Origin of the sequence: Dictyobacter aurantiacus, from assembly GCF_003967515.1 — a bacterium.
Classification (GTDB): domain Bacteria; phylum Chloroflexota; class Ktedonobacteria; order Ktedonobacterales; family Ktedonobacteraceae; genus Dictyobacter; species Dictyobacter aurantiacus.
The window spans coordinates 4,675,582-4,687,564 of record NZ_BIFQ01000001.1 but is presented as its reverse complement, the minus strand read 5'-3'; the positions used below and the strand labels follow the sequence as shown (position 1 = coordinate 4,687,564).

Annotated in this window: 8 protein-coding genes; 7 read left to right on the top strand and 1 reads right to left on the bottom strand. The window is 58.7% G+C overall.

Translation table 11 applies throughout. The features are described 5' to 3' along the window. Positions 1 to 4: 4 nt before the first annotated feature. Positions 5 to 2,593, bottom strand: a complete 2,589-nt coding sequence (mgtA, locus tag KTT_RS18835) for a magnesium-translocating P-type ATPase (protein ID WP_126597468.1) — start codon at positions 2,591 to 2,593, stop codon at positions 5 to 7. A 407-nt stretch (positions 2,594 to 3,000) separates the two neighbouring features. Between mgtA and KTT_RS18830 the strand changes: the two genes are divergently transcribed. The 7 genes from KTT_RS18830 to KTT_RS18800 all read left to right on the top strand — a co-directional run bounded on the left by KTT_RS18830 (position 3,001) and on the right by KTT_RS18800 (position 11,915). Then, positions 3,001 to 3,399, top strand: a complete 399-nt coding sequence (locus tag KTT_RS18830) for a hypothetical protein (RefSeq protein WP_126597467.1) — start codon at positions 3,001 to 3,003, stop codon at positions 3,397 to 3,399. A gap of 64 nt (positions 3,400 to 3,463) precedes the next feature. Beyond that, a complete protein-coding gene (locus tag KTT_RS18825) occupies positions 3,464 to 4,447 on the top strand; it encodes a universal stress protein (protein WP_126597466.1) in 984 nt (327 codons plus the stop codon). Positions 4,448 to 4,501: 54 nt separating this feature from the next. Next, the gene (locus KTT_RS18820; RefSeq protein ID WP_126597465.1) at positions 4,502 to 5,485 is read left to right on the top strand and encodes a universal stress protein; all 984 of its coding nucleotides are present in this window, start codon (positions 4,502 to 4,504) and stop codon (positions 5,483 to 5,485) included. Positions 5,486 to 5,569: 84 nt separating this feature from the next. Further along, a complete protein-coding gene (locus tag KTT_RS18815) occupies positions 5,570 to 7,696 on the top strand; it encodes a heavy metal translocating P-type ATPase (RefSeq protein WP_160145971.1) in 2,127 nt (708 codons plus the stop codon). Positions 7,697 to 7,987: 291 nt separating this feature from the next. After that, the gene (locus KTT_RS18810; protein ID WP_126597463.1) at positions 7,988 to 8,998 is read left to right on the top strand and encodes a universal stress protein; all 1,011 of its coding nucleotides are present in this window, start codon (positions 7,988 to 7,990) and stop codon (positions 8,996 to 8,998) included. A gap of 44 nt (positions 8,999 to 9,042) precedes the next feature. Then, entirely contained in the window at positions 9,043 to 10,851 is a 1,809-nt protein-coding gene (locus KTT_RS18805; RefSeq protein ID WP_126597462.1) for a bifunctional aminoglycoside phosphotransferase/ATP-binding protein, read from the top strand. A gap of 23 nt (positions 10,852 to 10,874) precedes the next feature. Then, the gene (locus KTT_RS18800; RefSeq protein WP_126597461.1) at positions 10,875 to 11,915 is read left to right on the top strand and encodes a universal stress protein; all 1,041 of its coding nucleotides are present in this window, start codon (positions 10,875 to 10,877) and stop codon (positions 11,913 to 11,915) included. Positions 11,916 to 11,983: the final 68 nt, after the last annotated feature.

The window sequence follows — 11,983 nt, the reverse complement described above, 5'->3', positions numbered from 1 at the left end:
AGTTCTACTTAGTACGTACAGCGTGGTTGGCGAGATTCCTCATCAGCCAGCCTTTGACGAGTTGGACGAGGAACAGGTAGACGGCGACCATCAGGCCCAGGAATAAGAAGTACAGGGGCGGCAGCGGAGTGAATCCAAGTGGACGGCTGAGGGGGGTAAAGGGGAGAATAGCCCCAATCAGCACGACTCCAACCGTAGTTATGGTCAGTGGGATGCTTGGCCGACTGCGGAATGGATTGCCCACGGTACGGATAATAAAGATGACCAGGGTCTGCGTAGCCAGCGATTCGACGAACCAGCCGGTGTGGAAGAGCGCTTCGCCTGCCTGAAAGACGCGGAGCATCAGGAAAAAGGTCAGGAAATCAAAGATCGAGCTGATGGGGCCGATAAAGATCATAAAGCGGCGAATCAGGCCAATATCCCAGTGCTGCGGCTTCTTCACATAGGCCGCGTCGACATTGTCGGTCGGGATGGTAATCTGGGCGAAGTCATAGAGGAAGTTGTTGAGCAGAATCTGCGTCGCTAGCATGGGCAGGAAGGGCAGGAAGACGTAGGCGCCGGCCATGCTGAACATATTGCCGAAGTTGGAACTGGTGCCCATCAAGAGGTATTTGATGACGTTGCCGAAGGCTTTGCGCCCCTCCAGGATGCCCTGGTGCAGCACCTGCAGGCTCTGCTCAAGCAGGATGATCGATGCGGCATCGCGGGCCACATCGACGGCCGAGGCCACCGAGATACCGACATCAGCGGTATGCAGCGATGGAGCGTCATTGATGCCATCGCCCATATAGCCCACCACATGCTTGCGGATCTTAAGCGCCTGGATGATCCTGTTCTTCTGGACGGGAGAGACGCGGGCGAAGATATTCACCTGCTCCACCACCTGGACCAGGGCGGTATCCGACATACGTTCGATCTCCTGACCCAGGACGACGCGCGGGCTCTCCAGTCCTACCTGTTCGCAGACGTGGCGCGTCACCAATTCGTTGTCGCCCGAGATAATCTTTACCTGCACACCGTCGCGCCTGAGATCCTGCAGGACCTGAGCCACGTCCTCTTTTATGGGATCAGCGAAGACCAGGAAGCCCTGCAGGACCAGTTGCTGCTCATCGGCCGTGCTGTAACGGGATCGCACGGGCAGGGTACGATGGGCCACGGCCAACAGGCGATATCCCTGCTCACTCAACCGGCGATAGATCGCGGTCGCCGCGTTATATTGTTCCCCAGCCGGGCTCTCCAGCGGATGCTGCTCGCCATCGAGTTCATAGGTCGTACAGTGCGCCAGCACGCTCTCGGGCGCGCCCTTGGTGATGAGTAACGCCTGGTCCTCGTGCTGTACCACTATCGAGAGCAGGCGGCGCTCAAAATCAAAGGGAATCTCGTCCAGCTTGCGATAACCCTGCACATCCGGGGCGGGTTCGGCCAGGATGGCCGCATCCAGTGGACTCTTAAAGCCGGTTTCATAGGAGCTATTCAGGTAGCCCAGCAAAAAAACACGCGGCGAGGGCCGCTCGTCGAGCCCCAGAGCCGAATCCAGGTGGGTCTCACCGCTGGTGATGGTCCCGGTCTTATCGCTGCACAGAATATCGATGCTGCCGAAGTTCTGGATCGATTCCAGGCGCTTGACGATCACCTTGCGCTTCGCCATGCGCATAGCCCCCTGCCCGAGGGTGACCGTGGTGATCATAGGCAGAAATTCAGGTGTCAGTCCAACGGCCAGCGCGATAGCAAAAAGCACGGTCTCAAAGGGTGGATGCCTGCCGATCAGGCCTACCATGACGATAAAGATCACCAGAAAGAAGACGGTCTGCATAATCAGCAGGCCAAAGTGACGGATGCCACGCTCGAACTCCGTCTCCGGCGCCCGCTGCACGAGGTGGGACGCGATATCCCCAAAGGAGGTATGCAATCCGGTCGCCACGATGACCGCCTGCCCACTACCACTGACGATCGAGGTGCCCAGAAAGACGCCATTCTGGATCTCAGCCAGGTTACCGGGCGCGGCCGCGTCACCATCGAGTTGCTTCTCAACCGGAAGCGACTCACCGGTGAGCGCCGCCTGCTGCACATGGAGATCATTCACCTCGATCAGGCGAGCATCGGCGGCGACCAGGTCGCCGGCGCGCAGGCGGATGATGTCCCCGGGCACCAGTTGCTGACGCGGCACATCCCGCCAGTTCCCATCACGAAGCACGGTAGCCGTAGGCGCCACCTCGGCCCGCAGCCGCTCCACGATCCGCTGAGAGCGATAGGTCTGGGCGAAATTCAGAATATTGCTGAGCATCACGATGGAGATGATGATGGTCGCGTCAACGATCTCCCCCAGCGCAATAGAGATGCCGCTGGCGCAAAGCAGGATCAGGACCAGTGGATTAAGAAAGAGGCGCAGAAATTGGACAAGCAAGGTATTCTTCGCGGTCGCCACCGGCTCGTTGGGACCATAGCGCTCTAAGCGGCTAGCGGCCTCGGCATCGCTTAAACCATGTTCATCTGTCTGCAGGCGAGCAAATATTTGTGATAAAGATAAACGCAACAGTTCATCTGATGCCTCGGATGCCGGCACCTGTGCAGGTGCCTGAATGGTCGTTTTCATATGCCCTGGCGCCTCTCTCAAATCAGATTCAATAGTCAGAAACGTGGCACACGTGCCGATTTTGTGTTTAGGATACGCCTGGCGCATCACCGGACGATCTCACCCGCGTCGTAGCTCATCACAATCCAATCACAAATCAGAGCGGAACCCATTTTTTGCTTGTGTCACCAGACCATATATAGCGGTGCGCCACAAAGCGCTTCTCGAATAGCGCACCGACTCAGACACGTCATGAATTGTGATCTCAATGTGAGACAAGGCCTGAGCATGAGAGCAATTTGAGAGGTCATTGCGCTATGGTAAGCATAGAAATTCCGATACATTTTCGTAGGGACCGCGAGGCCGGGGGTAAGGTAATTTGGGGCCACCATACATGGCCCGCAATGCATACAGGGAGGAGGGCTTCGATGCATCTATATGACACATTACAGATCTGCCTTTATGCACTGGAAAACCGTTATCCCAACCACATTGTGGACATCAACGCAGACATCATCGATTCGAAGGGGCTCCCACTGGCAGGTTGGAAAGCGCCCGAGGTTGTAGAGATACTTTCGATGCTCGCGCCACAATGGTTGCAGACGGATGCCGTGTTAATTATCGATTATGACGAGTGCGCTATTTATTTGCCCGCCATTTCGCAGCAGAAACCGCTCTGTACCATCCATTGCCACGGCAAGATTCCACCACACGTTGGCGATGGCAGACGCTGGCTGAAGCGGAAACAGCCCGCAATAGAACAGATCATTATTGCCAGTAGCAATCTGCCAGTCGGTCAGGGCTACCTGGACATAAGTTCACACTGAGTGGCGCGTAGGCGCCATGGTCACATGATCAGCCTGTCTATCACCCAGGCATAGGAGCAACACAATGTTCAGACGTATTCTTCTTCCATTAGATGGATCGCATCACGCCGAGCGCACGGTTCCAATCGCGCTACGACTGGCTCGGACCTACTCGGGTACCATTATCTTGCTGCGCGTCGTCAATCTCAACTGGCCTTCATCCACGCAGAGCAACTTCGCGCAAGAGCTCCCGGCCCATGCCAGATTCGAAGCGGAACAATACCTGGTCAAGCTGGCGAAGAAAGAGCAGTTCCAGGGTATCGCAACCGAGATCCAGGTTCCCACTGGAAACGAGACGGCGATGATCCTGGCCAGCGCGCAGAAGCAGAAGGCGGATATTATCCTGCTCAACTCGCATGGATACAGCGGGCTAACACGCTGGATGATGGGGAGCGTAGCCGAAAAAGTTACCCGCTATGCCGAAGTGCCGGTCCTGCTGTTGCATGGTCACAGCGCCCTGCCGCTTGGTCCACATCCAGATCCAACGCAGCCACTGCGCGTACTGGTGCCGCTCGATGGCTCGGACTATGCCGTCTCCGCCATTGAACCAGCGGCCGAGCTCGTTCACGCGCTGGCCGCGTCCGCCAACCGCGCCATCCACCTGGTACGCACCATTGACACCACCAACGAGCTCCAGAAGGCCAGGCACTACCTGCAGGACATAACGACCCGGATCAGGCAGGGGGAGATCGCGCCCTTTATCGCGCAGCAGCAGATTCCCGTTACCTGGTCGGTCGCCGTCAGCAGGGATGCCGCCGACGCCATCATTCGGGTAGCGGAAAACGGCGAGGGAGTCGAAAACAGCGGCATCTCCGGAGGCTGCGACCTGGTCGCCATGTCGACCCACGGGATAACCGGTCATCCCCTCTGGTACCTGGGCAGCACTACCGAGCGGGTACGCATCGGGACCCACCTGCCGATGTTGATTGTACGTCCCGCGGCCATAGTTGAGCAGGAGACACATCTTCACCGTGCAGAGCCGGAGGCACTCGTCAGCGAGGCACAGTAGGTAGGGGGAACAGGGCGGACATTGGAACCATGCGCCCAGGAAGGAGAATACGTCATGTTTAAAGATATTCTGGTTCCGCTGGATGGCTCATCACGATCGGAGCAGGCGCTCACGCTGGCGGCACACATCGCGCGTGCCGATCACAGCACGATTCACCTGATGCGCAGCGTAGAACTGATGAGCATTTATAGTATGCAGACCATCGGCATGATGGAGCGTGTCCAGCAACTTGAAGAGCAGGGAGCCAAAAACTACCTGGATCGAATAAAGAATTCAGCACTATTGGAGCACATTTCAACCATGACAAGCGTCTATGTTGGCGATGCCTCATCGGCCATCCTTGAAGCGGTGGCCCGGCGAAATATTGACCTGGTGGTCCTCTGCAGCCATGGATACACGGGTCTGAAGCACTGGGTACTGGGCAGTGTAGCGCAGAAGATCGCCCGCGCCTGCCCCGTCCCGGTCCTGATTCAACGCACAGAGCATCCTCTGCCATTCGCGATGGACGCCGAGGGACAGCCAACCTTCCGCGTCTGCATCACCCTTGACGGATCAGAGCAGGCGGAGGCCGTTATCGAGCCCGCCATAGCGATCGCATCGGCCTGCGCCTCGGGCCATCGTGCCGAGGTTCACCTGCTCCGCGTGATCGAGCCAATAAATTTATCCGATGAAGAAGCTTTTGAAGAGATCTACCATCTCAATCTCCAGGATCTCGTACGTCAGCAGGCGCAAGAATACCTGCAGGGGGTGGTGAAGCGCCTGGAGCTGGCGGCCAGGGCCTGTGAAAATATCAAAATCATCGGCCATCTGAAGAGTGGAGCCGACATCGCGCAAGAGATCATCCAGTACGCGGAAAACGGCGGGGCCAGCCAGTACCCCACCTGCCAACTGCTGGCCATGACCACTCATGGGCGCAACAAAATCGATCGCTGGATATTCGGCAGCATCGCTGAGCGCGTGCTCAATCGCACCAAGCTCCCGCTGCTCATCATGCGCCCTCCGCAATCAGCCGCCCCCACCAAAGCCCAACCCGTGTAACCCACGATGGGCCCCACCCATAGGTTTGGAGCTCGCCTCCGATTTACCCATCGCGGGAAAATCGGAGGCGCGAAAGGTGACGCCGTGACAAATCAGAATGTGACAAATCACAACATAGAACGCTCCCAGGTTGCGATATCCAGAACAAAAAAACCAATCGAGCCATTGGAGCCACAACGGGAGACAAAGAACGAGCAGGCCCCCTGGTATCAGCGAGGCTGGTCGCTCTTAAAGCGCTATCCGATACCGGCCGGTGCCATCTTCCTATTGCTTGTCAGCCTGGTCTTCTGGCTGGCGCGGCGCGGTGATCTTGCCAATTGGACCCTGCTGGGTATCATCATCTGGGGCGGCATCCCGCTGCTGTGGGAGACAATCAGCCGGCTCTGGCAGCGGGAGTTCAGCATCGATGTGATCGCGGCCATCGCGATTATCGGTTCGCTCTGGCTGCGTGAATACCTGGCGGGCGCCATCATCGTCCTGATGCTATCAGGAGGGGAGGCGTTGGAGGCCTTCGCGCTCCGGCGCGCCCGCAGTTCGCTCTCGGCCCTGGCCGAACGGGCGCCGCGTACCACCCACGTCTGGCGGGATAAACAACTGATAGATGTGCCAGTAGAGACGATCGAGCCGGGCATGACGATCGTGATCAAGCCGGGAGAATTGGTGCCGGTCGACGGCATGATCGTGCAGGGAGCCTCCAATGTCAGCCAGGCCGACATAACCGGCGAGCCGCTGCCGGTGCGCAAACAGACAGGGATGGGACTGCTATCGGGCAGCGTCAACCTGGACGGTATTCTGGAGGTGCGGGCCAGCAAACCCAGCGCGGAAAGTAAATACGCCCAGATCGTCAAGCTGGTGGCCGAGGCGCAAGAACACAAAGCGCCGATCCACCGCCTGGCCGACCGCTACAGCATCGTCTTCACGCTGCTCACGCTCGGGCTCGCCAGCGCCGCCTGGTTCACGTCCGGCAACCAGGTCTACGCTCTGGCTGTCCTGGTGGTGGCCACCCCATGTCCCTTGATACTAGCCACCCCGATCGCCATTATGTCGGGCATCAACATCGCGGCGCGCAACGGCATCATCGTCAAGAGCGGCGCGGCCATCGAACAGCTAGGAGAGGTCAACGTGGCGGTCTTCGATAAGACCGGTACGCTGACGCTGGGCATGCCCGAGGTCTCCACCGTTCTTCTGTTACCCGAGGATCAGCGTGAAACACCGTACACAGAACGAGAGATCCTGGCCTACGCGGCCTCGGTTGAGCAGCTTTCGACCCACATCCTGGCCAGCGCCATCGTTAAAGCCAGCCAGCAACGGCAGATCCCTCTGTATACCAGCAACAACTTTGAGGAGACCTTTGGTAAGGGGGTGTGCGCCACCATCGACAGCGCCTCTTCTCGCGAGGTAACACCACCGGATGGGGAAGAGCCGCTTACAGTAGCTGTGGGCAATCGCACGTATATGCGCATGCTGGACATTCCATTGCCCGCCTATTTCCTGGAAGAGAGGGAGCGCAGGCGAGCCCTGGGCCAGATCTGTAGCTTTGTGGCCCTCAATGGGCGCGTCCAGGCGCTCATCGTGATGGAGGATGTGCCCCGGCCAGAAATCCAGCAGCTCTGTCCCGCCCTCAAACACGAGGGCATCGAGCAGACCATCCTGCTAACCGGTGATAGTGAGGCGGTAGCCCGACAGGTGGGGCAGATGGCCCTCATGGATCGCGTCATCGCGCAATGCCTGCCCGAAGATAAGGTGCGTGTGGTGCGCGACATGGAGAACGAAGGGCACAAAGCCTTGATGGTCGGCGATGGCATCAACGACGCCCCGGTCCTGGCGACAGCGACCGTAGGGATGGCGTTGGGGACACAGGGGCTCACCGCCGCCGCCAGCGCCGCCGATACCGTCCTGCTCTCTAACGACATCATGCGCGTAGATACCGCCGTCTTCCTGGGTCGCCGGGTGATGCGCATCGCCCGTCAGGGCATCTGGATCGGCATGGGGTTGAGCGGCCTGGCTATGATCTTCGCCGCCCTTGGCTATATCCAGCCCGCCGCTGGGGCGATCCTGCAAGAAGGGATCGATGTGCTTGTGATTTTTAACGCGTTGCGCGTTAACGCCATTCATAGGGGTGCAGGGTCCTCCCTGCCTTCTTCTTTACCCTCTCGCGCCGCCTGCGGCGGCGCGAAAAGAAGAGAAAAAGAGGGGTTGCGGGAGACTTGAGCATGCTCCCAGCATGCTCGCCCGCACCCCGGCAGGAGGGCTAGTCGCCCTCCTGCACCTCCCACTTGGCGATTTGAGAAAAAGAGGGTTCGCGGCGACTTGAGCATGCTCCCAGCATGCGCGGCTACACCAGCATATGGAAGTCCTGCATGGGTATTGTGATGGTTTTGAGAGGCTGGCGAGTTGGCGGTGATACGTTCGAGAGATCAGGGGTTTACTGTTTCTATAGAAGCAAATGACCAGAAATATCCGGGAACAGCTCTTCCCCGATCTGACAGAAGGAGATGCGTGATGTTTCAAAAAATCTTAGTGCCGCTGGATGGCTCTCAACGAGCAAAGACTGCCTTACCCGTCGCGGCGCGCATAGCGAGATCCACAGGTGCATCGCTGCTCCTGGTACGCATCGTCTATCCGACCATCGAATATACGCGCTATCCACGCGTCCTGGCGACTCCTATGGAACTCGATAACCAGATCGCGGAAGCGGAGATCGAGCTGGCCCGCAGCAATCTACGCCAGATCGCTATGTCTGATGCCCTGGCTGGCATCGAGGTCGCTATACAGACTACCATGGCGACCGACATAGCCAGAACGCTTCTGGAGATCGGGGAAAACGCCCAGGCGGACCTGATTATCCTCTGCAGCCACGGCTACACCGGTCTGAAGCGCTGGGCGCTGGGGAGCGTAGCATACAAGCTGACGCGCAGCAGTACCATTCCGCTGCTGGTGCTGCACGAGGGAGATGACAGTCGCAGCCGCATCTATACCACGCGGCCACAACCGCTAGAGATCATGGTCGCCCTGGATGGCTCCACGCTTTCCGAGGCCGCGCTGGAGCCGGCCGTCCAGCTGGGCGTCGCCCTGGCGGTCCCCGAGCCAACCACGCTCCATCTGGTCGAGGTGCTGCCATTTCCAGCCCGGCACGGTCATCTTACACCAGCTCACCAGGCCATTGAGGAGGCGCAGAAACGCATCATCGCCGAGACGCAGTGCTACCTGGAAGAGGTTAAAAAGAAGCTCATGGAGAGCAGCCTGGCCTATCACAATCTGCGCATCACCACCTCCGTGCTGGTCCACGAGGATATCGCGCACACCCTGGTTGAGGCGGCTACAGATCCAACTGTACAGGCGGCCCATATGCCGGGGACAGAGAAGATTGATCTGCTCGCCCTGACAACCCATGGCCGCAGTGGATTGGAACACTGGGCGCTCGGCAGTATCAGCGAACGCGTCCTCGACACGACCAGGCAGCCGCTATTGATCGTGCATGCCACCGTCGCAGAGCAGGTCGCGTCAAGCTAAGTGGGAATGGGGAGGGTAGCGTACAGAAATGAAAGGAAAATGTTATGCCGATTCATCGTTCCGCCCACAGGGTTGCTGAGCACGCGTTCGCGTCTATGGTCCAGGCGCTCCTCAAACGGCAGGCCTTTCCTTTTGTTTATGAGACGGGAGAAGATCCATATCTGATCCAGACGCACGCCTCGGCGGTCATCATCACGCCCGAGATGGTATATAAACTGAAAAAGCCGCGCGACTTTGGCTTCTTCGACTATTCAACCATTGAGCAGCGCCGCCACTTCTGTCAGCTAGAGGTGCGGTTGAATAGCGAGCTAGCGCCGGGCGTCTACCTGGGTGTCGCCCCGGTGATCGAGAGGCCGGATGAGACCCTCTGTTTTGGAGAGACCTATCCTCCGGGCAACGAACCGCCCCCCGGTCCCCTGCTCAACGCGGCGGGAACGCTTGTTGACTACGCGGTTGTCATGCGTCGCCTGCCCGAAAACGCCACGCTGCACGCGTTGTTGGAGGCGGGCAAGGTAACGCCTGAGCTGATGGACGAGGTTGCCCGGGTGGTGGCACAATTTCATCGCCGCACGCCAACCAGTGACGCTATCGCCAATGCTGGCAGCATGCAGGTCATTCAAGAGAACTGGGATGAGAACTTCCGGCAGATGCGTCCCTACTGCGGCCGTACCCTATCGCGCAAGACGTATACAGCCCTGCAGCACTACGTCCACCACTGTTTAAAGCACGATAAAGAACTATTCCGACGACGCTTCCTGCATGATTATATCCGCGATTGCCATGGCGATCTGCGTCTTCAGCACATCTATGTGCTGCCAGAGAAATATCAGGATACGCTTCCACGTATCATTCTGCTAGACCGCGTCGAGTTCAACGAGCGCATCCGTTATGGTGACGTGGCCAGCGAGGTCGCCTTCCTGTACATGGAACTGGACTTCGCCCGGCGTCCCGACCTGGCCTACGCCTTCCTGACACGCTATATAGCCGAGACCCACGATAGCTCATTGATCAGTCTGCTCCCATTCTACGCCTGCTACCGGGCCTGTGTACGCGGCAAGGTTATCTCCTTCCTGCTCGACGATCCAGAGGTTGGCCCGGAGCAGCGTGCCAGGGCACAGGTGGAGGCCAGCGAGCTCTTCAAGCTGGCGCTGCGCTATAGTCGATGCTCCTCCCGGCCGTACCTGATCATTGTCGGCGGCGTAATGGGTAGTGGCAAAAGCACCATCGCGCGGCAGATACAGGATGAATATGCCTGCGCGCTACTCTCAACCGACAGTGTCCGCAAACAACTGACGCACCTGCCAGCGACCCAACCCCAGGCCGAAGCATTCGGATCCGGCATCTATGATCCCGCCTGGACTCGGCGGACCTACGCAGTACTGAACGAACGGGCCCAGGCCTATCTCCAGCAAGGCTATTCGGTGGTGGTGGATGGCACCTATGCGCGACGCGTTGACCGCCAGGAGATCGCCCGAGCCGCGATCCAGCATGGGGCCAGCGTCATCTTTATCGAATGTACGTGTCCACGTGAGCTGACGCTGCAGCGCCTGGAACAGCGCTGGCGCGAACGCATCAGCGCCACGCCATCCCCTGAGGGGACACCCGATGCTTCCGATGGGCGTCCTGAGCTCTATGATAGCCAGATGGCGCACTGGGAAGCATTCGATCCAGAGCAGGAGCCGCTGGTCAGGCATATTACCCTGTCGACCGCCAGTTCTCAGCGCGCCAATCTGGAGGCGTTACAACGCAGGCTGCATGTATTGCTCACCAATACGGCGGAGGAAAAAATCAGCGTCCCGCAGGCGCACTATTTGAGTGACATATCACAGTCATTTCCACATAAGCAGCAGTAATTGTTGTAGGAAAGGAGAAAGAGATGAATACCCGGACCGGCGCATCCTACTTCAACAAGATTCTCGTTCCACTGGATGGCTCCCCACTGGCGGAGGAGGCGCTCCCACTGGCGGCGCAGATCGTGCGGAGCAGCAAAGCCGAATTGCGGCTGCTCCGCGTGGTCCCACCTTCCAGCTGCGTGCCCATCTACCCGGTTACGCTGACAGACATCACCGAGCCGATGCGCGAAGCGGCCTTTACCAGCGCGCGTAGCTATATGGAGCAGGCGGTCGCACGCGCGCACATCGATATGCTGAACGTACAGACAGATGTCCTGATAGGAGGTGCCGCCAGCACTATCGTTGACTACGCCCTGCAGCAAGGGGTAGACCTGATCGTCATGCGCAGCCATGGCGAAACCGGTCTGACCCGCTGGATCATGGGCAGCACCGCGCAGCAACTGGTGCGCCACAGCCCGGTTCCGGTACTGGTAGTGAACAGGCCCCACAACCAGCCGCTAAGCTTTCAGCACACACCACGCATCCTGGTAGCCCTCGATGGCTCATCCATGGCCGAAGAAGCTATCACGCCAGCCGCACTACTGAGCGCCGCCCTGGCACAATCCAACCATGGCGCCCTCCACCTGACACGCATCATCCAACGCCTGCTGCCTTATGGACGCCAGACGAAGGAGCAGATGGAGCGCATCAATAAAGAATATCAGATCGAGGCCGAAGACTACCTCAAAGTCATCAAGCAGCGTATAGAAACGGGCCCCCTGATGTCGCTGCAACTGAAGATTACAACCTCGGTAGTAGCCTACGTGGATATCGAGGATGTCACCAGACGCATCCTCGAAGAGAGCGCGTGCATCGGTGACGTCCCCGGCTTCACAGGCTGCGATATCATCGCCATGACCACGCATGGGCGCCACGGCTTCCAGCATCTCCTGCTCGGCAGTTTTACAGAAGAGGTGCTCGATGCCGCCCAGAGGCCGTTACTGGTCGTACATGCCAGAAAACCACAGGAGGCAGAGCATAAGAAGGCACAGCGCCAGACCATCGATGTACCGATCATCTTCTAGCCGACCGCCTGCCTCCATGTAGAACATCCAGACAGAACGCCCGGCCTCTGCTGACCAGACGTTACCGG

Bases quoted from the DNA above. Each gene is read 5' to 3' on its own strand.
- KTT_RS18825 (WP_126597466.1), top strand. From the start codon at position 3,464: ATGTTCAGACGTATTCTTCTTCCATTAGATGGATCGCATCACGCCGAG.
- KTT_RS18805 (WP_126597462.1), top strand. From the start codon at position 9,043: ATGCCGATTCATCGTTCCGCCCACAGGGTTGCTGAGCACGCGTTCGCG.
- KTT_RS18800 (WP_126597461.1), top strand. From the start codon at position 10,875: ATGAATACCCGGACCGGCGCATCCTACTTCAACAAGATTCTCGTTCCA.
- KTT_RS18810 (WP_126597463.1), top strand. From the start codon at position 7,988: ATGTTTCAAAAAATCTTAGTGCCGCTGGATGGCTCTCAACGAGCAAAG.
- mgtA (WP_126597468.1), bottom strand. From the start codon at position 2,593: ATGAAAACGACCATTCAGGCACCTGCACAGGTGCCGGCATCCGAGGCA.
- KTT_RS18830 (WP_126597467.1), top strand. From the start codon at position 3,001: ATGCATCTATATGACACATTACAGATCTGCCTTTATGCACTGGAAAAC.
- KTT_RS18820 (WP_126597465.1), top strand. From the start codon at position 4,502: ATGTTTAAAGATATTCTGGTTCCGCTGGATGGCTCATCACGATCGGAG.